The sequence below is a fragment of the Photobacterium iliopiscarium genome, assembly GCF_003026395.1.
Lineage (GTDB): Bacteria > Pseudomonadota > Gammaproteobacteria > Enterobacterales > Vibrionaceae > Photobacterium > Photobacterium iliopiscarium.
The window spans coordinates 86,596-110,827 of record NZ_PYOO01000001.1; the positions used below are offsets into that span (position 1 = coordinate 86,596).

Annotated in this window: 18 protein-coding genes; 6 read left to right on the forward strand and 12 right to left on the reverse strand. The window is 38.5% G+C overall.

What is annotated here, in order from left to right:
• Positions 1-7: 7 nt before the first annotated feature.
• The 3 genes from C9J51_RS00385 to C9J51_RS00395 all read right to left on the reverse strand — a co-directional run bounded on the left by C9J51_RS00385 (position 8) and on the right by C9J51_RS00395 (position 3,443).
• Entirely contained in the window at positions 8-1,018 is a 1,011-nt protein-coding gene (locus C9J51_RS00385; protein WP_045040161.1) for a transposase, read from the reverse strand.
• A 124-nt stretch (positions 1,019-1,142) separates the two neighbouring features.
• A complete protein-coding gene (locus tag C9J51_RS00390; RefSeq protein ID WP_107236533.1) occupies positions 1,143-2,768 on the reverse strand; it encodes a sulfatase in 1,626 nt (541 codons plus the stop codon).
• Positions 2,769-2,924: 156 nt separating this feature from the next.
• A complete protein-coding gene (locus C9J51_RS00395) occupies positions 2,925-3,443 on the reverse strand; it encodes a hypothetical protein (RefSeq protein ID WP_107293008.1) in 519 nt (172 codons plus the stop codon).
• Between the two features lie 386 nt (positions 3,444-3,829).
• Between C9J51_RS00395 and C9J51_RS00400 the strand changes: the two genes are divergently transcribed.
• Positions 3,830-5,935 carry a S9 family peptidase gene (locus tag C9J51_RS00400; protein WP_244907456.1) on the forward strand — a complete coding sequence of 702 codons (2,106 nt, stop codon included), beginning with the start codon at positions 3,830-3,832 and terminating at the stop codon, positions 5,933-5,935.
• Between the two features lie 125 nt (positions 5,936-6,060).
• On the opposite strand, the gene C9J51_RS00405 is transcribed toward C9J51_RS00400, so the two are convergent.
• The 4 genes from C9J51_RS00405 to C9J51_RS00420 form a co-directional block, all read right to left on the reverse strand.
• On the reverse strand, positions 6,061-6,756 hold the full coding sequence (locus C9J51_RS00405; RefSeq protein ID WP_045040160.1) for a Crp/Fnr family transcriptional regulator: 696 nt from the start codon (positions 6,754-6,756) through the stop codon (positions 6,061-6,063).
• Between the two features lie 133 nt (positions 6,757-6,889).
• Positions 6,890-7,624: a nucleoside phosphorylase gene (locus C9J51_RS00410; protein WP_045040159.1), complete on the reverse strand. Its 735-nt coding sequence runs from the start codon at positions 7,622-7,624 to the stop codon at positions 6,890-6,892.
• Positions 7,621-8,349, reverse strand: a complete 729-nt coding sequence (gene pnuC, locus C9J51_RS00415) for a nicotinamide riboside transporter PnuC (protein ID WP_045040158.1) — start codon at positions 8,347-8,349, stop codon at positions 7,621-7,623. Before pnuC ends, C9J51_RS00410 begins: the two co-directional genes overlap by 4 nt.
• A 244-nt stretch (positions 8,350-8,593) precedes the next feature.
• A complete protein-coding gene (locus tag C9J51_RS00420; RefSeq protein ID WP_107274778.1) occupies positions 8,594-9,349 on the reverse strand; it encodes a ZIP family metal transporter in 756 nt (251 codons plus the stop codon).
• A gap of 369 nt (positions 9,350-9,718) precedes the next feature.
• Here C9J51_RS00420 and C9J51_RS00425 point away from each other — a divergent pair, with 369 nt between their 5' ends.
• The 3 genes from C9J51_RS00425 to C9J51_RS00435 all read left to right on the forward strand — a co-directional run bounded on the left by C9J51_RS00425 (position 9,719) and on the right by C9J51_RS00435 (position 11,942).
• Positions 9,719-9,922: a hypothetical protein gene (locus C9J51_RS00425; RefSeq protein WP_045040157.1), complete on the forward strand. Its 204-nt coding sequence runs from the start codon at positions 9,719-9,721 to the stop codon at positions 9,920-9,922.
• A gap of 163 nt (positions 9,923-10,085) precedes the next feature.
• On the forward strand, positions 10,086-10,427 hold the full coding sequence (locus C9J51_RS00430) for a hypothetical protein (protein WP_170073301.1): 342 nt from the start codon (positions 10,086-10,088) through the stop codon (positions 10,425-10,427).
• A 255-nt stretch (positions 10,428-10,682) separates the two neighbouring features.
• Complete coding sequence (locus C9J51_RS00435; RefSeq protein WP_045040155.1) at positions 10,683-11,942, forward strand: YadA-like family protein; 1,260 nt, start codon at positions 10,683-10,685, stop codon at positions 11,940-11,942.
• A gap of 8 nt (positions 11,943-11,950) precedes the next feature.
• Here the strand turns inward: C9J51_RS00435 and C9J51_RS00440 are convergent, their stop codons facing one another.
• From C9J51_RS00440 to C9J51_RS00460, 5 genes are all read right to left on the reverse strand, one after another.
• A complete protein-coding gene (locus C9J51_RS00440; RefSeq protein WP_107274779.1) occupies positions 11,951-15,073 on the reverse strand; it encodes an efflux RND transporter permease subunit in 3,123 nt (1,040 codons plus the stop codon).
• A 3-nt stretch (positions 15,074-15,076) separates the two neighbouring features.
• On the reverse strand, positions 15,077-16,279 hold the full coding sequence (locus C9J51_RS00445; protein ID WP_045040154.1) for an efflux RND transporter periplasmic adaptor subunit: 1,203 nt from the start codon (positions 16,277-16,279) through the stop codon (positions 15,077-15,079).
• 185 nt (positions 16,280-16,464) lie between these two features.
• Positions 16,465-17,211 carry a 3'-5' exonuclease gene (locus C9J51_RS00450; RefSeq protein WP_052668079.1) on the reverse strand — a complete coding sequence of 249 codons (747 nt, stop codon included), beginning with the start codon at positions 17,209-17,211 and terminating at the stop codon, positions 16,465-16,467.
• A 2-nt stretch (positions 17,212-17,213) separates the two neighbouring features.
• A complete protein-coding gene (locus C9J51_RS00455; protein WP_045040165.1) occupies positions 17,214-19,100 on the reverse strand; it encodes a DUF294 nucleotidyltransferase-like domain-containing protein in 1,887 nt (628 codons plus the stop codon).
• 142 nt (positions 19,101-19,242) lie between these two features.
• On the reverse strand, positions 19,243-20,871 hold the full coding sequence (locus C9J51_RS00460; protein WP_045040153.1) for a sodium/sugar symporter: 1,629 nt from the start codon (positions 20,869-20,871) through the stop codon (positions 19,243-19,245).
• A gap of 643 nt (positions 20,872-21,514) precedes the next feature.
• On the opposite strand from C9J51_RS00460, the gene C9J51_RS00465 reads away from it, so the two are divergent.
• The gene (locus C9J51_RS00465; protein WP_045040152.1) at positions 21,515-21,958 is read left to right on the forward strand and encodes an Hsp20 family protein; all 444 of its coding nucleotides are present in this window, start codon (positions 21,515-21,517) and stop codon (positions 21,956-21,958) included.
• A gap of 261 nt (positions 21,959-22,219) precedes the next feature.
• Complete coding sequence (gene dnaK, locus C9J51_RS00470; RefSeq protein WP_107250334.1) at positions 22,220-24,127, forward strand: molecular chaperone DnaK; 1,908 nt, start codon at positions 22,220-22,222, stop codon at positions 24,125-24,127.
• The last annotated feature ends 105 nt before the right edge of the window (positions 24,128-24,232 follow it).

The following is a 24,232-nucleotide window of genomic DNA, read 5'->3' on the forward strand; positions in this document are numbered from 1 at the left end:
ACTATGTTTAATTAGGATGTAACTGATGGCTCGCAGACTTTCCTTTACACCAATGCCCACCAATACGTTGTTTGAATGCACACATTCGGGACCATCTACCGCTTACATTGGCATAATGTTCCATAAATTGTTCACTGTGCTCAAGCCAAGCATCTGGTGTTATTCCCATTTTCTGTAAAATCTTGGGTTGATTAGGTGCAATAAAGCCTTTTTTATCATTTCGAATACACCGACCAGTCCAGTCAATAAGTTCGAGATAATCAGTAAAAGCAAAGTTTATGCCTGCTTTTTTAGCTTGATGCTCAGCACCAACAAAAGGTAATAGTTGAAATTGGTTAACACTTAATGGCTCTTTCTTTGAACTAGAGGCTTTAACTTGCTGATATTCAAGAATACGTTGCTGGAACGAGGTGAAATCTGATTGCTCTAATGATGGTGTAACACCCGCCCTTATCGGATTTAAATCAACATACATCATGCAAGATAGTAACGCTTGTTCATCCAGTAGCGCTTGAGACTTAAACCGCCCATCCCAAAAAGCTCCTTTACATTGATCTTCTTTATTGGCTTTTCGTGCTATTTCTTCATTAAGACAACGCATAAACCAGCTAATGCTACCTAATCGTTGTTGCCATTCAGCCACTAAATTTGATAGTGCTTGTTGTTTATCCGAGCCAATTTGACCCTCTTTTAAAAAATCAACCGCGATAGGATGACCATTAAATAACTGTAACCAACGCGATATTACCTCTTCAGGGGTTAGCTTTTGCTGTTGTTCTATGTCTATTTTTAGCACTAAATGATAATGGTTACTCATCACCGCATAAGCACAAACATCAATACAAAACACAGAGGCTAATTGTTTGATTTTATTTACTATCCAACCACGACGATGGTGATAGTTCTTGCCATTGTATGGGTCATCTCCACACAAATAAGCACGACGCACGCAACGATTAATTACATGGTAAAAAGGCGTAATTTGAGGCTCTATCAATTTGCGTCTTGAGATTGTCATTCATTTCACCATAAGCAACTTGAAGCTTAAGTGTAGTAGCTCATTATTGATGTGCAAAGTTATGGCTGTCCCAAAATAAAAAAGCCACCGCGTCAACAACACAGTGGCTTTTCATTACTTGGAATTACTGCAAGTATGCTGGAATACCGTTATTTTCAAATTTAGCGAGGATCTTGGTAATAAAATCACCTCCCTCATTATCAAAGTCTTTCATTCCAAACGGTAATACTTCATTTTTGGGTAACCACTGCGCCATCTTGGTTTTAATCGCTTGGTATTGCTTATCGGCGGCTAAATTATGATGTTCGTCAGCATCAACGCTGCGATCATAAAGTTCTTCACCACCATCACGATAACGAATATAGGTGTAACGCTGATCACGAATCGCATGGCATTGATAACCATAAGTAGTAACGACAGGAATTTTACGATCAAAGTTTGGATTTCGAAGTAATGGCACCAGTGAAATACCTTCATTAGTGGCAACTTTCGGTAAACCACACATCTCAACCAGAGTTGGATAAACATCAAGCAAACTTACCGCTTGGCGACATACTTGCCCTTGCTTCTGCCCTGCTTCGCTGATTAATAGCGGCACTCGCGTTGATTCTCCCCATAAAGTTTGCTTGCGATAATTCATGTGCTCACCAAAATTCTGGCCGTGATCGCCCCAAAAGATGACGGTGGTATTATTTGCATGTGGGCTGGCTTCTAGGGTATCAAGCAACTTACCCACTTGTGCATCAACAAAAGCAATACAGGCGAGATAAGCTTGGACTAGCTCTTTACGCATCTTTGTTTTTTCAACCGCTGCTGCATCACCATTTGGAATGATCCCCAATGCTAACGCTTTACCGTATAACGGAATATCAGCCATTTCTTTGCTTATTGTGTCAGGCACAATCACATCATCAAGTGGGAATAAATCAAAATACTCTTTTGGGGCAGTGTAAGGTACATGTGGACGAATAAAGCCACACGCCATAAAAAACGGCTTATCATAGGTTTTCTTAAGCCGTTCAACCGTCCAATCAGCAAAATATTCATCAGGCATAACACCACCATTAGGAATATCCCGTCGTTCTAACGCACCACTGCATAAAGACATTCCCGGTGTACCTGGGCCATAGTGTTCAGATTGAATAATTTGTCCCCCACCTACAGGGAATGGATAATATTTATGATCATCTTTACCGTATGAACCATAGCCGTAACCATTGGCAAAAATATGCGCATCACGAGGGCCGATAACATAGAGTGGCACTTCTTCATGCCACTGCTCTGCATGACGAAAATCCGCAGTACCATGATGAGATATTTTCCCTGATGCCATGGTGTAATAGCCGTTACTTTTAAAGTGCTGTGGTAAGACGGGAGAACTACCTAAAACAGACTCAGCAACAGGCGAAAATGGTTTTATACCTAGCTCTTTATTGGTGTATAGCCCTGTTGTCGTTGGGCTCATTCCCGTTAATAAAGCTGTACGCGAAGGTCCGCACACAGGCACTTGGCAATGAGCATTGATAAACGCAGTTGAACGATGAAACAAACGATCAATATTAGGCGTTTTTGCTTGTGGATGCGCACCTAAAGCACCAATCCAATCATTAAGATCGTCAATGGCAATAAACAACACATTATTCTTTTTAGGCGCTATCGGTTGCCCCATCACTCCCATACTGGTTAATGCTGCGGCAGACACAGACATTGAAGCTGCATAATGGATAAATGAACGTCTACTTACTTTCATATATTTTCTTTAAATTAAAATCAAAAGTAAATGAAAGTATCTATGGTCTTTAAAAACAAACAATCATAAAATTTCAGAATCAAACGATCATCACAATTTTACTGGTAATCAATTTAATAACGGTATTTGATTCCTATTATGATTGCTTGTAACTCTCTAGTTTATAAAATCACAATTATTATTAAATATCTTCTGAGTACTCTTTTGATAACGTTGCACTAACTCAATAATATCATTAAATTGCACTGCATCATTAACGGTATAATTAACGGCTACCGTCTCTAATGGCATTGAAACTGACGCATAATGCTGAGTGTTATAAGTCACTACGGTTGATAAATGAAGAGTAATATTAGTATTAAAATACGCTGTTGATAACTGCATTTTTTCACCAGCAGAAAGCGTTTTATTTGCCTCATTTACATCATTATTGAGTTCGGTTGTGAGTTGTTTAACGATCGTTGTAATCGGTGCGGTTACCGTTAGCAGTGTTTCTTCATTACTCGTAATAACAACCGTCGACAATAAATGTTGAGAATATACCTGACCTAAATGTAGTGTTTTACCATTAACGTTAACCTCATGTTGAGGTTCTAACGTCATATACAGATCTCTTACACCAATCAGCCCAGCAAAAATCAGTACACTTACTGCAATAACACGTCTTTTTTTCATTTAATAACAATTTATTCGATCATAATCTTATTTCATCATAAATAGTTACCCTGTATTTTTTGTGATCTTTATCACGCTTGATTAGCCGTTTTTATTCATTCTTATATGTTAAGAATATAAATGTAACCCTCTTTTATAAATCATATAAAAACCAATAACTTCAGTTAGATAACTCAATAATGAAAACATCAATTACTGTTCTGCTTTCTCCTCTCAATAAGCATCTTCAATTCATGTAGCCATTAGTCATTCTATTTTGTAAAACGAAGGATTGAAAAAGCCACCAATAGCCCCAAGATTATTACCATCAAAGCAAATAATATTGCTGTATCTATTGGTTTTACTCAGTGGTTTATCTCACCCAGTAGCCACAAAAGGACAACACTTTGAACGACACAACATCAGCGACATCTCATGGTAATAGCAACACTCAGGCCGTGACAGCCCCTGTTGCTAAGAAAATCCCCCATGAGATGAGCATCCATAATGATACGCGTATTGATAATTACTATTGGATGCGAGATGACAGCCGCACTGATCCTGAGATCATCGCGCATCTAAATGCTGAAAATAGTTACACAGATGCAGTAATGGCACACACCACTGCATTACAGCAGACATTATTTGATGAACTAAAAGGACGTATTATTAAAGATGATAATACCGTCCCTGTAAAGCAAGGCAGTTATTACTATTCAAGTGAAGTCTCTGGCGATAATGAATACCCTATTTCAGTACGTGCGACTGATTTTGCGGGCACCGATAAACAAGTATTACTTGATCTTAACCAACTCGCATCTGAGCATGATTACTATGATGTTTCCAGTGTCAGTATTAGTGTTAATGAAAATTTATTAGCTTATGGTGAAGACACTGTAAGCCGTCGTATTTATACTATTAGAATTAAAAATATCACCACAGGTCAATATCTTGCTGATGAAATCACGGGAACCTGTGGCTCTGTTGCTTGGCAAAATGATAACCAAGCGTTTTATTATATTCACAAAGATCCACAAACCTTATTAGGTTATCAGGTTTATCGTCACCGCTTAGGTACACCACAAGCTGATGATCAGTTAATTTTTGAAGAAACCGATCAGACTTTTTATACCTCAATTGGTAAAAGTAAAGACAACTCACTCATCTATATCTGGCATTCAAGCACAGAAACCAGTGCTGTCTCTTTTATTGATGCTAACGATGCCAATGCGCAAGCGATCTCATTCTTAGATCGTGAAGTTGGCTTGGAATACAGCATTTCCAAGCTTGATGACTGGTTCTATATTCACACTAACTATAAAGCGGTTAACTTCCGTTTAATGAAAGTGGCTACAACTGATATCGCCAATAAAGATCATTGGCAAGACGTGATCCCTGCTCAAGAAGGGGCAATGCTAGAAGATTACGAGATCTTTAATGATTATCTAGTATATCAGCAGCGTGAGAATGGCTTAACTCGCATTACTGTGCATGATCTGCACACTCAACAGCAGCAGCAATTACATTTCAACGATGAAGCATTCACACTTTATCTTTACGGTAATAAAGAGATTGATTCAGACAAATTACGCCTGTATTACTCAAGCATGACCACACCAGGTACTCACTACGATTTTAATCTTAACGATGGCAGTAATGTAGTACTCAAGCAAGCACAAATCCTCGGTGATTTTGATGCGAATAATTACCACTCTGAACGTATTATGGTGCCTGCTCGCGACGGTAAATCCGTTCCGGTATCACTGGTTTATCGTAAAAATTGCTTTAAAAAAGATGGCACTAACCCGTTGTATCAATATGGTTATGGATCATACGGCGCTATCATTGACCCAAGCTTTTCATCAACTCGTTTAAGCTTATTAGATCGCGGTTTTGTGTATGCGATTGCGCATATTCGTGGTTCTGAAATGTTGGGCCGCCCTTGGTATGAAGATGGTAAGAAACTCACCAAGCAAAACACCTTTAATGACTTTATTGATGTTACCCGATCATTAGTAGAACAAGGCTATGGCGCTAAAGACAAGATCTTCGCTGTCGGTGGCTCTGCGGGTGGTTTATTAATGGGCGCGATTATCAACCAAGCACCTGAGCTTTACTGCGGTATCGCGGCACATGTACCGTTTGTTGATATTGTTACCACCATGCTGGATGAATCAATTCCGCTGACAACTAACGAGTATGATGAGTGGGGTAATCCAAACCACAAAGAATACTACGACTATATGTTGAGCTATTCACCCTACGATAATATTACCGCTCATGACTACCCTCACCTATTAGTGACTACGGGTTTACATGACTCACAAGTACAGTATTTCGAGCCGATGAAATGGGTTGCTAAGCTGCGTGATGTTAAGACGAACGATAACCGTCTATTGTTTAAAGTTGATATGGAAGCAGGTCATGGTGGCGCATCGGGTCGTTTTAAAGCATTACGTGAAGATGCACTAGAATACGCGTTCTTTATTGATCTATTAGCTGAACAGAAATAGGTCTAGCTGAGCCGTGATAAGTTATCAACGCATAACATTATGCGTAATCATAAATATCAAGTAATAACATCAAACAATGGCGGCTTAATCAGTCGCCATTGTTATTTTAAAAACTCAGAAACAACTTACGATAATTCATAATCTTCAAAGTGATCTACAAACTTCTGTAACCCAGCCAAATCCACAATAATAAGCTCAGAACCTTGTTTCTCAACTAATCCTTGCTGAATCAATGTCTTTAATGCGCGTCGATAAGCACGGCTTGATGTACCAAACCGTTCAGCTTCTTTATCTGCTTTATTAAATCGACCAAGGGTCATCGAATTACTGGCGTGCTGAAGTAAATCAAATGCAATATTGTAAGTAATGGGATGTAATAAACGATAAGTGTAAATATCAAGCGAGTCTTGGTAATCCAGCGCCAATGCAGAAGCAAAAAACAAACTAAATTCAGGGCATTCTAACAGTAATTTCTCTACTTTTTTTATATCAAGAATATCAATTTCTATCGCTTCTTCAACAACAACAGACCATTGGCATGGTGTTTTAGTAAAGAACTCCATTTCACCAAAGACATTATAGTTACAGTCCATCTCTCCTAATTGAAAACGACGCCCATTAACAGCACAAATATGCATCGACACTCGTCCAACAGGCACAATCATTAACTGAGTAATATCCTGGCCTTGCTGCATGATAGCATCGCCGATTTGGTAGCGTTTACTGCCAATTTGACACTTATATAGTGCTTGGCGAAAGCTCGCATAATGTTGGGTTAGGTAATCACTAAAACGGATTGAGGTGGAAGGAGTCAATTGCATTGCGCATATCACTGTTATTTCATTTTAAATCAAGATAGCGGGTTTTTATGACACTGAATAGGAAAATGTATAGTGCACATTAAAATAGCCCAATTTATAAAAATCGGGCTATTAATTTGGTGATTAAATAGACTTAAACAACCTTAATAAGAGCATTCAGCGCAGTATGGGCAGCTAACTGTTCCCCTTTAATCATATCTTCAGCTTCATTAACATAAGCACTAATCCCTTCACTTACATTCTGCTGATAAAGCACCACGTTATTCAAAATTGCGGCTGTTTTTAGTTGACGTAAACGACCCACCGTTAATAAGGCAGAAGTCTCCATATCAGCCCCTAATACGCCTTTTTTATGCCAATACTCACAAATACTGTCTTCATCATCGGTATAAAAACTATCGTGAGAACGTACAATGCCACTATGATAGTTGATATTCTGTTGCGATAAATCCGTTTTTAATAAGTGAACCAATTGATGATCAGCAATAGCCGGAAATTCACTTGGAATATACGCTTTAGAGCCACCTTCATCTCTCACTGCACCTTCGGCAACAATGAGTTCACCTAAACCAATATTTGATTGCAGTGCCCCTGCTGAACCAACACGGATAATATATTCAGCGCCACAGCGTTTGAGTTCTTCTAAAGCAATAATCATTGATGGTGCGCCCATCCCCGTACTACACAATGTAACGGGCTTACCCTGATAGTCGCCATTAATGATACGGTATTCACGATTTTCAGCAATTAACACACTATTTGTTAAGAAACGTTCTGCAATGCGATTAACCCTATCTGCCTCACCGCAGACTAAAATACCAGTGGCAATCTGACCGTGGCTGATTAATAAGTGTGGTTGCTGATTCATGCGATAACCTTCTTAGCTTGTGGTTTATTTCTGTTAGCAATTGCAATCCAGCAACGGGCGCCATTCGCAGCAACAAAGAGCAGAATCGCATACTGAATAGAAAGTGCATACACACCTTGTGCGGCATATAAACCGACGCTGATGATGTTAATAATCACCCACACAATCCAATTTTCAACATACTTACGTGTCATCAGAATTTGAGCAACAATAGACAGTACGGTCATAGTTGCATCCCAAAATGGGAACGCGCCAGGTTGTAATGTTGGAGCCGCTAAATTAGCACCGAAAACATTTAACACATCTACCGCTAAATTAGCTAAAGCAAAAAACACAGGGTTAATATAAACCGTTAGCAACCCAATCGCAATCACACTTAACGTCACTGTCATAGCTAATTTTTGCTTACTTAACCACCGAACTTCTAAGTTATCACCCTCACTGGTTGGTCTTGTCCATGCAAACCACCCATAAACATTAGCAACAAAGAAAAACACTTGTAGTAGCAACAATCCATACAATTGAATTTGGAAGAAAATAATACAAAATAAGGTGACATTAATAAGACCAAAAAAGAAATTTATGGTTTTTTCTTTACTGGCAAACCAAATACATAGCAGACCAAAGACAGTACCAATGGCTTCAATCCATGACATTGCATAGCCGTCACCGATTGGAAAATTAACAAGGGTATTATTGATATCAAACCAAGCAAGAAAGTCCATCCGTTAATCCTTTTGTTCTTATTAATAATTTGAAGCAATTGTAAAAGGTATATTTATCTAAGATGAGGACATTTGTCCCATTGCACGTGAGGAGGATCAACTTTTGAATAATTAGCACATCAGTTCTTCACTCAAGTACGTAATTATGTAATAACAGTAGGATTATTGCTCAGAAAAGGCTGTTCCGCGTTAGCTAAAAGGAACTAACGCGGACAATAAGACAAGATATTCGCATGGTAAAAAATTAAGCCCAAATAGCAACCACGGCCATTAATGCAAAACCAATCACAACAAAGGTAAAGTTTCTTAAATCACAACACTTATCAACCAACGTCGATTGTTTTAAGCCATGCAATGTACCAAGGTACAAAAATGTGCCCGCAGCTAATGAATAAAAGATCGGCTCTAATAATGGATAATTATCAGTATATTCTAAAATCCCCGATCCTAACCCAACCCCAATAGGCAACATTATGCTAAAGAGCGCAAACATAATTAAAGATTGGCGTAACGACAGTCGACTTTTACTTAATTGCACTGCCAATGAAAAACTTGCCGCCCATTTATGCGCTAAAATAGCAATGAGAATCATCACCATCATAGTAATAGAGCCACTTAATCCAAGCACAGTACCTGCAAGTAACGAATGAATGGATAAAATAACCATTGCGAGAATAGCAAACGCAGGGCTATTACTGTCGCCATGTTCATCTAAACGACGACCTAAGTGTTCAAACCATAATAATAATAAGAATACACTGCCGGCTAATACAAACGCTATCGGGTATTCAATGCCATGATCTAAAAATGATTTTGAGGCATCACCCAGCATATGAATCAGACCAGCACCAAGAAAAACACCCGATGCCAAGGCTTCTGCCGCCGGTGATTCTAATGGTCGTGTCGTTTTAAATTTACGCAGAAACGGATACAATCCCGCAAGTACAGTAGTAATAAAAATAAGCACTACTGATAATATTTTAAATTCATCGAGATTCATGTTGTATTCCGTATCATTAAACAGCCAACGTTATAGCACTTACAGTGTGACTCTGCGAACAATTTGAATGTAAAACATTAATTCCATATAGCAACAATATTAATTAATGCTCTTTTTTAGATCATAAAGAATAACTATCTCTTTTCCATACAACCACGAATAAACTTGAAAAATAATATTAATCAACTGGTTACGTTAAAAATGAAATTAAAATTATTTTATTTACATCTCAAAAGTGCATAAAAAAAAGTCAAACAACCCTTTCTATTTAAAAATGAACTACGCTTACTGAGTCCAGATATATCATAAAATAGAGGTATTTATGGCAACTCAAAAAACAAAAGAATCAACGCATGAAACAATGAAACAATGAAACATCATTATGCGGATAATGAAAAACACAAACATGATAAAGATCACCAACAATATCGTGAACATGAACCATCACATGGACATCATATCCATGGTGGTGTTGGTGCTGCGCATAAAGAAACACACCATCACCATTATACAACGCATCATCACCATCATTATTATGGTCCCGTTACTATCATTAATAGTGACGAAGAATAATTCTTTTTAAAATACTAAAATATGCGGATAAAACGCGCTTTCTTAATTAAAAGTATATTCGCATGTTTTACTTTTGTTAATTCTCTGTCCATAACAAGATATTCATTATCATTTCATTTATAATATATTTCTTATTAATTCTCACTCAAAGCACACTTACCATATGAAACAATTTATTATCACAAGCCTGTTTTCTTTATTATTAATAGGGTGTGTAACCGAAAGTGTACGTACAATTCCAACCAAAGTTAGTGTAAGAGCCGGGATTGGATTTAATCCCTGTGGTAGTGAAGTTGAAGGCTATAATTTTGAACCCAATGGCGTAATTTCAATTACTTGTACCAACGGTAATGTTTATTCCGTTCGTAATAACACTGAACTAAATAAAATGAAAAAAAAGGTTATTGAATGCCAGAAAAAAGGCTTTAATGATTATAGTGAGTGTTTATCACATAAAAACGCAGCGAAAAAAAAGCATCACAATAAGACAAACAACAATAATTAGTCATCTTGAGCACTAAACAGCCACAATTAGAAACAAGTAATATTTATTGATACTGAAAAAATTACAAATCAACACACAACAAATGCATAAGCACCCATTTAAATACATTTTATACCGTTTTTAAAAGCATAAAAAATCACATTCTACCATTGATTATGCTTTGTTCAGTTTTGGTTTCTGTTATTTAAATTCTGCTACTAACTTTCATGCATCCTCTTGCTCTACTATCTCTATATAGAAACAAGGGGCTCTATTATGAAAAAACATCACTTAGCCTATTTAATACTTGCTATTTTATCTGCATCAAGTATGGCTGAAACGCCAACGGCTCAATCAAATAATGTCATTATTGGTAATGACGCCAATGTGAAAAACAGTACAACGTCTATTTCAGTTGGTCCTAACGCCAGTGCTCAGGGTAATTCAAGTGTTTCTGAAGGTTATCAAGCTATCGCTCAAGGTGATGCTGCGGTTGCAATAGGTGTTGCCGCAACGGCTGTAGGCGATCAATCTGCATCTTTTGGCTCAAACGCAAATACTCACGGTAATAGTTCATCTTCTTTTGGCTCAGGGGCTATTGTTAAAGGCATTCAAGCTGAAGCCTTTGGATCAACAGCACATGCGATTGGTAATGCAGCCGTTGCTTTTGGCTCTGGCGCCCAAGCTAATGGTAGCTATTCTACCGCATTAGGTACAAACGCTCGTTCATCAACCTCCAATATTGCTATTGGTAATTATGCCCATGCCACAGGTACTCGAGGTTCAATTGCAATAGGTAACCAATCACAATCAACTGATGGTCAAGTCTCCTTTGGTAATAATCGAATCCAACGTCGTTTAGAGCATGTAAGTGCAGGTATCGCCGATACCGATGCAGTTAATGTCAGTCAATTAAATAAAGGAATAAAAACAACAGAAAATTATACTAATACAAAAGTAGCTTCAACACTAACCGAAGCAAAAACATATAGTCATCAACAAAGTGTCAGCGCAATACAACAAGCTAATACTTATACTGATAATAAAGCTGCAACAACACTCACCACTGCGAATAATTATAGCCAGCAACAAAGTGTTAATGCGGTAAAACAAGCCAATAGTTATACTAATGATAAATCCGCGACAACACTCACCACTGCAAATAAATACAGCCATCAGCAAAGTATTAACGCAGTACAACAAGCCAATACTTATACCAATAATAAATCAGCGGCTACGTTATCTGCCGCGAATGAATATACAGATCAAAAAGTGAACTTACTAACTCACGACATTCAAAAAGTACACGATCAAGCTAATGCGGGTATTGCAAGTGCAATGGCGATGACATCAATCCCAATGCGCCAAGGTTATCATTATACTCTTGGTATGGGTGTCGCAAATTATGGCAACCAATCAGCAATGGCCATTGGTGGTAAATTTGATATTGGCCAACATGCCATTGTTACTTTAGCCGCTTCTGATGATAGTCAACATAACTCAGGCATTGCCGCTGGAGTTGGCTTTGGTTTTTAAAAAAGACATTATTTATCAAGCTGTGGACGCCACCAGTAATGTAATAAACGCCGACAAGCTTGTTTGATGTCATTCAAAATTAAATATAGAGCAGGCACTAATAGTAAAGTAACTACTGTTGCAAATAAGATCCCAAATGCCAATGATGTTGCCATAGGGATCACAATCTGTGCCTGCAAGCTCGTTTCAAGTAAAATAGGCGCCAAGCCAAAGAAGGTGGTTAGTGACGTTAGTACAATGGCACGAAAACGACAGCACCCAGCATCAATAACGGCATCATAAAGAGGAATACCTTGTTCCAAAGCACGGTTAATAAATACCACCAGCACTAAAGAATCATTCACCACTACACCAGACAATGCCAAAATACCAAACACACTCAGTAAATTAAGTGAAATATCCGCAAAATAGTGCCCAGCAATGGCACCAATAATACCAAAGGGGATCACTGACATAATGATCAACGGTTGGCTGTATGATCGCAATGGAATCGCCATTAATGCAAAAATAGCAACCAGTGCTAATACCGCATCACGAAATAGGCTAACTTTCGTTTCAGACTCTTCTTTTGCTTGCCCATCAAGTTGAATGTTAACGGTTGGATATTGCTGACGTAATAACGGTAAATAATCTTTATTTATAATGGTATATATCTCAGATGGAGAAGCTTTACCTTTGTGAACATTTGCACTAACGATCAATGTTCGACGTTTATCTACCCGATTAATACTGTTTAGTGCTGAAATAAAATCAATGGTTGCCACTTCAGAAAATGGCACCAACGTACCATTAGCTAAAACCACTTTCATATTTTGTAAATAACCGACACTACGACGCTCATCAGCAGGATAACGTACCATCACTTTCACTTCTTCGTTATTGCGTAAAATACGTTGAACCTCAATACCATGAAAAGCATGTCGAACTTGATTGGTCAGATTCGCGACGGATAAACCTAAGATTTTCCCAATTGGCGTTAACTTTATATTAATCTCTTGTGTTGGCGCGGATAAATCATCTTCAACATTAAATACCCCTTGGTAACGTTCAAGTTGCTGTTTTAATTGCGTAGCCGCTTGTAATAGTTGCTGACTATTCTCGCCTTGCAAACGGTATTGAATATCACTTTTTTGACGATCAATAGATGCTTCATATGCAATAGTTTTAACACCAGATAATGGTGGAATATATTGTTTCCATTTATTTAAAATCTCAAAGCTAGTGATCGGTAAACTTTCACTTTTTTCTAATTCAACCAACACAAACATATTATTGTTATCTCGCATATTAACAAAGCTATGCTTCACCACATGCACACCCTGCTGCTGATAAATTTCTTCATCAGTTTTATACAATGCCTGTTCTAATTGATTAATAACCTTAATATTATTTGCTTTTGAATTAGAATCATTCATTTCCACCCGCACTTGAATATAATCAGACGGCAACTTAGGAAAGAACACCCACCGTAATTGTCCACTGAACACTAATGCCAACGCTAAACACAACACACCAACAAATGTCGCTAAGACACTATATCTATGCACGATGGCCAAACCAATAAAACGTCGATAATGAACATGAATAAACTTATTTACCGCCTGATTAAAGCGTTGTTTCATTCGCACAATAGGATTGTTCCAAGATCGTTGTTGTACTAAGCGCGATCGAGCTAAGTGGGCGGGCAAAATTAATTTAGATTCAATCAGGGAAAAAGTTAAACATAAAATAACCACCCATCCAATGGCCTTAAAAAATTCAGTGCGAGGGCTATCTGACAACAGCATTGGCACAAATGCAGCCATGGTCGTTAATACCCCAAAGGTTGCAGGAATAGCGACTCGCTTCGCCCCTTGAATAACATGATTAACCGTTTGTCCTTTTTGTTCTACTTCTGAATAAACACTTTCTCCAACAACAATCGCATCATCAACCACGATCCCCAGTACGAGAATAAACCCAAATAACGACAATAAGTTAATGGAGATATTAATCATCTCAAATGGCATAAACAGTAACGTGCCAAGAAAACAAAAAGGCAACCCAAGTATTACCCAAAACGCTAATCTCACTTCAAGAAAAATAGCGAGAATAATAAACACCAATAATCCGCCATACACCATATTAGACAGCATCATATTAAGCCGCCCTTCAAGGTAGTGTGACATATCAGCCCATTTATCAATATGAATGCCAGCGGGTAATTGCGCCTTTTTATTCGTCACATAATCACTGATTTGCTGGGAGATGAGCGTTGCGTCTTGATTAGGAAGATTTCGAATTTGTATCACCGCAGCACGTTGTTGATTAAACCGATTAAGCACCGATTGCTCAACAAAACCATCCATGACGGTAGCGATATCAGACAGGCGTAATCGACTTCCATCCGCGTTCGTGCGTAAAACAATATTGGCAAATTGATCGCCTTGATAAAGTTGTTCTGTGGTGCGAACTAATACATCACCATCTTGGGCTTTAATTGCACCAGCGGGTAAATCCAATGAGCGTTGTTGTAATACCTGTGCAATTTGCTCAATGGTAACGTCATGATCACGCAGTTGGTGTGCGGCTATTTCAATTGCTATTTCATCATTTCTTATTCCGCTTACCGTCACCGCTGTCGCACTGGTTTGCTGAATAATTTCATCTTTTACAACTTGAGCATAACGTTTGAGTTGTCGATCACTCAAATCACCATATATTGATAAAAACATCACATTACTCATAAATTCCGCCCGTTGAATCAAGGGCGGCTCCATTTGAGCAGGGAATGTCGTAATATTATTAACCCGCTGTTTTACCTCATCTAAAACTTTATTAAGATCAGCATCATTATCAAGTTCAACCGTAACAACCCCACTTCCTTGGTTGGCAACAGCCGTCACCCGCTTAATATCAGCAAGGTCATCAATAGCTTGTTCAATTTTAACAATGATCCCTTGTTCTACATCGGCCGCAGCAGCCCCTGTATATTGAGTGGCAATAGTAATTTTATGAGTACCAAAGGCAGGAAATATCTCTTTATTAATAAGATTGATTGAAAATAAACCACCGATCATCACCAGCAGCATCAATAAATTAGCGGCAACATGATTACGCGTAAACCAAGCAATGATCCCTGATGATTCCATTCCTTACTCTCCGTTCTCAGTAGCTTTAGAATGAGCTTGTGTTTGTGCTACTGATGATGAAGGAATATTTAAGATTGGCGTCACTTTTGTGCCATCTAAATGATTATCAGGCCAAGTTCGTGACACTAATTCACCTTCATCTAATCCAGCACTAATATAAGCATGATCAAGATCAGTACGCGCAATAACGACTTTCCGCATCTGAGTTAAGCCATTGCTATCAACCAAGACTACATGATCATTTCTCACCATGTGACGTTGTAATTTAATGGCGTTATCAATCGGCTTGGCTGCAACATTTGCGGTAACAAACGTCCCAAATTTTAGAATATCCGTTCGTTGCGAACGAGATAATTGCAATTGATAAGGATCGATCACATCAACAATGAGATAAACCATTCGACTTTGCTGATCGATGATCCCTTCAGTACCAATAAAGTCAGCTTGCCAATGTTGATAAGGCTGACCAAGGCGCTCTGAGGCTAATATAACGTGAGTATTGAGTGCGTTTGTATCGAGGAATGAAAAAGCTTGTGGTGTCACAGGAAGACGAATTCTAGCGATATCTGTACCAAATATGCGCCCAAGTTGCTCGCCAACATTGACATGAGTGCCAATATTAACGGTTTTCTCTGTAATTAAACCATCAAAGGGCGCGGTAATACTTGTACGGGTAACATTGCGTTGGGCACGGGCTAATGCTGCTTGTGCAAATTTAACGTTCGCTTGTTCTTGTTTTCGTTGTGGAATGCGTAATCCTAACGCTGACTGCTTAGCGACGGCCACATGCTGTAAATTCTTTTTTGCTACAATCCCATGGGCGATTTCTTGTTCAAGTTTCGCTTTTGCTTGAGCTAACGTTGCCTGCGCCTGAGCAAGATCAGCGTGGTAATCATCGTCGTCTAAATACGCTAACACCTGTCCTTTTTGCACAAATTGCCCAACAGCAAAAGCAGGCGTTAAGCGGTTAACAATGCCACTGACTTGTGCCACTAACTCTGCTTGATGCTTAGGCTTTACCATTCCATAAGAATGAATACTAAAACGTAATTGCTGCTTTTTCACTTGCATCACATCAAGCACTGGTACAATATTTTCAATCAATTTTTGCTGAGGCTGAGGCCGATTTAATAATAATCCGGCCGATAATCCTGCAAACAGCAATAAAATCACTACTGGTAAATAGCGTCTTATAATGACACCCATGCTATCCAATCCCTTACTAGCAAACCAAAACACACTATTGCTTTAATTTGAGTGTAGAGCATCTATGCATAGCGTGTTGTTTAGATGTGCAATTAAGTGATCAATGCAGAATAACAGCGACAGTGAATGAATAAAGAAAGGCACCTAAATCTTAAACTAAGATCTAAAGCTTAAAATAAGTAACACTAACGTTTAAGTAACTGACTAAGCGTCGGGGATTTATTACCGTAAATTTTATGTACCAACACCATACATAATTCACCACATGCGATAGCATCAAACAAGGCATCATGGGCTTGATACTCAGGTAAACCTAACTTATGCCGCGCACTGCCTAAACGCGCATCTTGGTGTGATATTTGATTATTATATAAAGATTGATACAAAGGTAACGTGTCTAGCCACAGTAGCGGGCAATCATTTAATTGATATTTATGTTGTAGATACGCACTGATAAAACCTTGTTCCATAAAACAACCATGAGCAATACCTATTTTTCCCGTCAAAGCCACCAGCAATCGCATCATCACCTCATCAAGTGGCTGTCCCTGTAATAATTGCGCATGATCAATATGATTGATCACCACACTATCAGGTTTAATTGTTGCACTTGAATTGATTAATTCACTGACACTGGTGCTCAGATCAATCGCATTAATCTGCATAGCAACATAGCCTACCGATAAGATATCATCTTGCTGAGCATCAAAGCCCGTAGTTTCAAAATCAATCGCTAACAATGGCCATTGATTAATCACTGTTAATGATTGAGGTAGCGGCGCACGAAACAATGCTTGAATAAAATCAGGTAAGTCAGGCCGCTGTTGTAACAGCGTTATTCGTCGCTGTTCCAAATCACCTAATGGATTTCCCAATAAGCGCTGCCACCATACACTCCACGGAGATCGGCTGAAAATATGATTATTCTTCATGCTTAACAAAATTTCATTTTAATGACTTCTTGATAGCTGGTGATCAACTTAAACGTTTCCCGTAGATGTGTGCGTTCAAAACTATTAAACGCATTAGGGTTAATATGATTATTAGGTATTTTACCTTGCTGTAATGCTTGCAGTTGATGGCTATAGCGGATCTGACTAATAAATTGAAATGCCGCTAATAAATCCTTGAACGTCGCCTTATTTATCACATTATGTTCAAACAATGCCTGTAATCTTTCTTCGGTATTGGTTTTATACACAACACTTCCTTCTGCGCTGTATAATTGTGATAGCAACTGTAAATATTGCACACGCACTAAATTCACAATAATACTTAATGCGGCACTTTTAATATCAAGCGTATTGGCATTTTCACCTTCTTTTACTAATACCCAATTTCTAAAAATACTCAGCGGTGTTTTCTGTACCAACGTATTACGAGCCAAGGCTGAGATTAAACGCGCATTATGAACCAGCTGTTTACACATACACGCTTGTAACTCATCGACCAGCTGTTGATTACCCGTCACATAACGCATATCAAGAAAGACACTCATTTCCAATAATAAATCATATTCAGGGTTTACCGCCCATTTTTGATAGTGCGCTTTCCATACTGCGAGTGGCTGACACCATTTATGCGTCACGGCCATGAAGCGACCACTGCAAAGCTCATACCCACACAACGCCATTCCCTTACTGACATACATCGCTAAATGGTGGAAATAGACTTTATCTGTATCAGTCGCATCATTTGCTAAAATCAACGCATTATCTTGATCAGACAGCATATGAACTTCATTACGGGCATGAGAACCGGCAACAATCCAACAATATTCACAAGGTGCGGCCCCTAAATATGCCTCTGCCATCATCACTAACCGACGATTATAAGCATCCATGATCATTGCCATGACCTGACCAATAACACTAACAGTCACTTTCGCTTCAACCAAGGCTTCAAAAATAGCTTGTCGTTCAATAGCAAGCTTTGCCAGCTGATCAAGACGTTCAATTTTATTAATTTTATCAATTAAAAAGATCGCTTGAATACGGTGGTTTTGAACTAAATCAGAGGGGGTAATTAATCCGATTGGAACGCCATTATCTACCACAGGGATATTCTTTATACCGTGTTGCATCATCAACGATGCCGCCGTGATCACCAAATCTTCACGTTTAACACTATAAGGCGTTTTCGTCATAACGACGGCAATGTTCTCGGTGATAGCGATACCTTCAGCAACGACGCGCTTCGTCATGTCTTTATCTGTAATCAGACCAATAAATTCATTATGTTGCATAACAAAGGCACAAGATGAATTCGTGCTCACATGCATCGCTTTAGCAACCGCTTGAATGGTTTGAGTACTTTCAACCAAAACAATATGAGGATTAAGCACGTCCATAATCGGTTTAAAAAACAGCCCTTTTTCATGTTGTGACCACACAACATTTAATCCACTGCGAAGACGACTTTGTGCATGTGAAGCAAAATGTGCTAAAGCATTCGGCTGATCATTTAATTTGGTTAATAATGCATTAATAGACAAGCAATAAATTAGGGTATCTTCAATAACCGTAATGGTATAAGGATCACTGGCGGTATTGGTCTCTTGCTGAGTTAATCGAGAAAAACCAAAAAAATCTTCCGCTGCTAATTTTGCTCGTAACGTACCATCAAGATTGCGTTGTTCAACAGCGCCCGTTCGCAATAAATACAGTTGATCACTTTCTTGTAAATCAATCACCTCACCTTTACCAAAATAGCGAATAGTGATCATTCCCGCGACATCACGTAATGTTTTAGGGTTTAGCTTATCAAACGGATCAACCGCTCCCATAAACTCAACAATATTAGGAATCAAGGTTTCAGACATATCAATAATCACTCGTGTCATTTAACTATTATTTTGTAATCGTTACCATCGATAACAAAATAAGTGTCGTATTCATTAACGATATTAAAAAGATAGCGAACCTCATGATTCGCTATCTTTATTTAACATGACGCTAATGTTATTACCAGAACACAGAATAAAGCACAGCAAGAATAATTAAAATGGCATAGGCACCAATATTAAACATCTTATCGGTTTTAAACATGTTTGGATCTAAATCAATTGCTTTATCGTCTGATGATGATGTTGCACTACCTAAACTTACCAGTACTATCACTGCCATAGTAAATAATAAGGTATACATCATCTGATCAAGAAACGGCATATTCAATGGCATGAACTTCAAGAATAAAGCGAATGGAATTGATAATAACACCCCAATAATCGCCCCTTTACTGTTCGTTTTATGCCAGAACAAACCTAATAAGAAAACCGCTAAAATACCTGGGCTAACTAATCCTGTATATTCCTGAATGTATTGGAACGCTTGCCCGATACCACCTAGCATTGGCGCAACGACACATGCAATAACCAAGGCAATAATTGCACTACCACGGCCAACATTCACTAATTGGCTATCACTAGAATTAGGTGAAATATATTCTTTATAAATATCCATCGTGAAAATAGTTGCGGTTGAATTCAGCATTGACGCGAGCGATGACACGATCGCAGCAGCAAGTGCAGCAAAAACCATTCCTTTTAGACCAATCGGTAAAAATTGCGTTAACCATGGGTATGCTTTATCTGCGTGAGCAAAGCTAGGAATATTTGTTTGACCAATATCACCTAGACCGGCAAGTAAAGCACTGTCATGAGTAATAACGTAAGCTGCAATACCTGGAATAACCACAAGGAACGGTACAATGAGTTTTAAAAATGCTGCAAAAACAATACCCTTTTGAGCTTCACCAATAGATTTTGCCGCTAAAGTACGCTGAATAATATATTGGTTAAATCCCCAGTAATAAAGATTCGCCACCCATAAGCCACCAATTAAGACTGCAATACCCGGTAAATTCATGTATTGCGGATTGTCTTGATCAAGGATCATTGTAAAGTGTTCAGGAGCTGCGGCAGCCATACGAGATAAACCACCAAATAATCCATCAGCGCCACCAATATACAATACCGCCATCACGGTTGTAATTAAACCACCGACAATAAGGAAGAACACTTGAATAACATCAGTCCATACGACTGCGGATAAACCACCATAAATTGAGTAAACCAATGCAAAAAGAGCCAATCCTAAAATAGAGTAAATCAAAGGAATACCCAGAATAGTCTGTAGTGCTAACCCGCCTAAATACAATACCGAGGTTAAGTTTACAAACACATACAGTGCAATCCAAAACACCGCTAAAATAGTCTTCAAGTTTTTATTAAAGCGTTGTTCAACAAATTCAGGAATGGTGTAAATACCTTTATTAATAAAGACAGGTAAAAAATATTTACCCACAATAATTAACGTCAGTGCCGCCATCCATTCATAAGAAGCAATAGCGAGTCCAATCGAATAGCCAGAGCCTGACATTCCAATAAATTGTTCGGCTGAAATATTTGCAGCAATCAATGATGACCCCACCGCCCACCACGGTAAAGATTTACCCGCTAGAAAATAATCTTCCGTGGTTTTAGTCTGACCTTTTTTATTACGAGAAACGAATAACCCGACCCCGATAATAATTAACACATATACAACAAAGACTGCAATATCTATGCTTGATAACCCTAAGTAAGACGACATGATGTAACTCCATGATAAATACTGTAACCAATTGTAAACGTTATCACGCTATAAATAATGCGAATGGTCACAGTTTTGATCTCTACTATTTACTGATAATAGATAGTGTGTCGTAGTTCGCAGTCATTGTTAAAAAACCATATCCCCTCTATTTAATTATTCACCATGTGATAAGCAAAACAGAAAATTAACGTTATTTCATTTAAGCGACGTATTACTTGATTCAGTCTTGAAAATACGTTTTCCGCCCTTATATATATAAGAGCAAGAACAGAAATACAGTTGAATGACATTAGATTATCAACTGTTATCTCTTATGTAATAAAACAGAGTACAATTTTTTAGTGCTGATAATATTTCAAAATCAGTACGTTAGTAAAAATCGCAACAAAATATTAGAAAAACTAATCAAAAAGTGTTGACGGTAACTCACCGGAAGCATATATTAATTACATGAACTGCCAGATGGAGTTCAAACCGCTACTAAGATTCGCCTTATTAGGGAATACCTTATTAGCACTTATATAACGAATCAAGATCCTGTAACGGACTGGTTCACTTAGTTAGCTGTTAAGTCGCCCTGTCGATAACGACACACTTAACAATCAACTAAGACTATTGCTTATTATTGAGGATAGTTTTTATGCGTAATGTAGATTTCACTCCCCTATACCGTCATGCTATTGGTTTTGATCGCTTGTTTAACCTTGTTGAAGCAAGCAACACTAAAACCCAAGCAACGGGATACCCTCCGTACAATATCGAACAAACGGATGAGAATAACTACCGTATCACTATGGCAGTTGCTGGTTTCTCTGAAGAACGTTTAGATCTTACTCAAAACGAGAATATGCTTGTTGTGACTGGTACTCGTGCACCAGAAGAAGACAAGAACTTTATTTACCAGGGTATTGCTGAGCGTAACTTTGAACGTAAATTCCAACTTGCTGATTACGTAAGTGTTGTGGGTGCTAATCTTGAAAATGGTCTGCTACATATTGACCTTTTCCGTGAAGTACCAGAAGCAATGCAACCGCGTAAAATTGCAATTGGTCAATCAGCATCAGTAGCACCGACTGCCGAGTAAACCTCATCAGTTGTAAGTGCTCCTCTCGTAATAATAACGTTGAGCTATTGGCTTTATTCGTCATGCATTATTAATGTGGGTCGCTAATAGCTCCGTCAATATTCAGCCCTATTATGGGTTATTCAAAAAATTTAGTTGGATTGATTAATCTTATTCCCAAGGCCCACATGAACGATTTTCATGGACCTTAATGGCATACTTATAACTCGCCGTTCGAATAAGAAAAACTAATCAATGCAACGCACAAAGGAAATAATAAATATGAGTAAGATTATCGGTATTGACCTAGGTACAACGAATTCTTGTGTTGCTGTTTTAGACGGCGGTACACCACGTGTTATTGAAAATGCGGAAGGTGAGCGTACCACGGCATCAATCATTGCCTACACCGATGGTGAAACCTTAGTCGGCCAACCCGCAAAACGTCAGGCCGTGACTAACCCTGAAAATACCTTGTTTGCGATTAAACGTTTAATCGGTCGTCGTTTTGAAGATGATGAAATCCAACGTGATCTTGATATCATGCCTTACAAAATTATTAAGGCTGATAATGGTGACGCATGGGTTGAAGCAAAAGGTCAAAAAATGGCCGCACCACAAGTTTCTGCTGAAATTTTAAAGAAGATGAAGAAAACAGCAGAAGAATACTTAGGTGAAAAAGTAACAGGTGCAGTCATTACCGTTCCGGCTTACTTTAACGATGCTCAACGTCAAGCAACAAAAGATGCAGGTCGTATTGCAGGTCTTGATGTTAAGCGTATTATCAATGAACCAACAGCCGCAGCATTAGCGTATGGTCTTGATAAAAAAGCTGGTGACAGTGTTATTGCTGTCTATGACTTAGGGGGTGGTACGTTTGATATTTCTATTATTGAAATTGATAACGTTGATGGCGAGCAAACGTTTGAAGTATTAGCAACCAATGGTGATACTCATCTTGGTGGTGAAGACTTTGATACCCGTTTAATTAACTACCTTGTAAGCGAGTTCAAGAAAGACCAAGGCATCGATCTTAAAAATGATCCATTAGCAATGCAGCGTGTAAAAGAAGCCGCTGAAAAAGCGAAGATTGAATTATCGTCAGCACAACAAACTGATGTTAATCTGCCTTACGTCACAGCCGATGCGACCGGTCCTAAACACTTGAATGTTAAGATCACACGTGCAAAATTGGAATCACTGGTTGAAGACCTAGTACAAGGCACACTAGACCCTGTAAAATCAGCATTAAAAGATGCTAACCTAACTATAAATGACATTACTGATGTGATTTTAGTGGGTGGTCAAACACGGATGCCGATGGTACAAAAAGTAGTAACTGATTTCTTTGGCAAAGAACCGCGTAAAGACGTTAACCCAGATGAAGCTGTTGCGATGGGCGCAGCCATTCAAGCAGGTGTGTTAGCGGGCGATGTAAAAGATGTACTATTGCTTGATGTAACTCCACTATCCTTTGGTATTGAAACCATGGGTGGGGTAATGACAACCTTGATTGATAAGAACACCACAATTCCGACGAAAGCGAATCAAGTGTTCTCTACTGCTGAAGATAATCAAAATGCAGTAACGATCCATGTTCTTCAAGGCGAGCGTAAACAAGCGGTACATAATAAATCATTAGGTCAGTTTAACCTTGAAGGTATCCAAGCTGCACCTCGTGGTATGCCACAAATTGATGTTACATTTGATTTAGATGCGGATGGTATTTTAAATGTATCAGCCACAGATAAAGCAACAGGCAAAGCACAAAAGATCACGATTCAAGCGTCTGGCGGTTTAACAGAAGCTGAAATTGAGAAGATGGTACAAGAAGCAGAAGCGAACAAAGACGCAGACAAACAGTTTGAAGAGTTAGTCACTGCACGTAACCAAGCGGATCAATTGATTCATAGCACTCGGAAACAGATGGCTGAAGCGGGAGATAGCTTCCCTGAAGCAGAAAAAACGAACATTGAAGCTGCTATTACAGCACTTGAAGCGGTTAAATCTAGTGATGATAAGTCCGCAATAGATACCCAAACTCAAGCGTTAATGACAGCAGCACAAAAAATAATGGAACATGCTCAGGCTCAAACCCAAGCAAATACTCAAGGACAATCTGACGCAAACCAGCAACAAAATGCGAAAGATGATGACGTTGTAGATGCTGAGTTTGAAGAAATGAAGTAAGACACTATTGTTGCTATATCGATACATTGTTAGATCAATAATCGACCGCACAAAGTAAAAACTTCACAAAAACAATGGGCGTAGAGATCTTTATCTCTCGCCCAT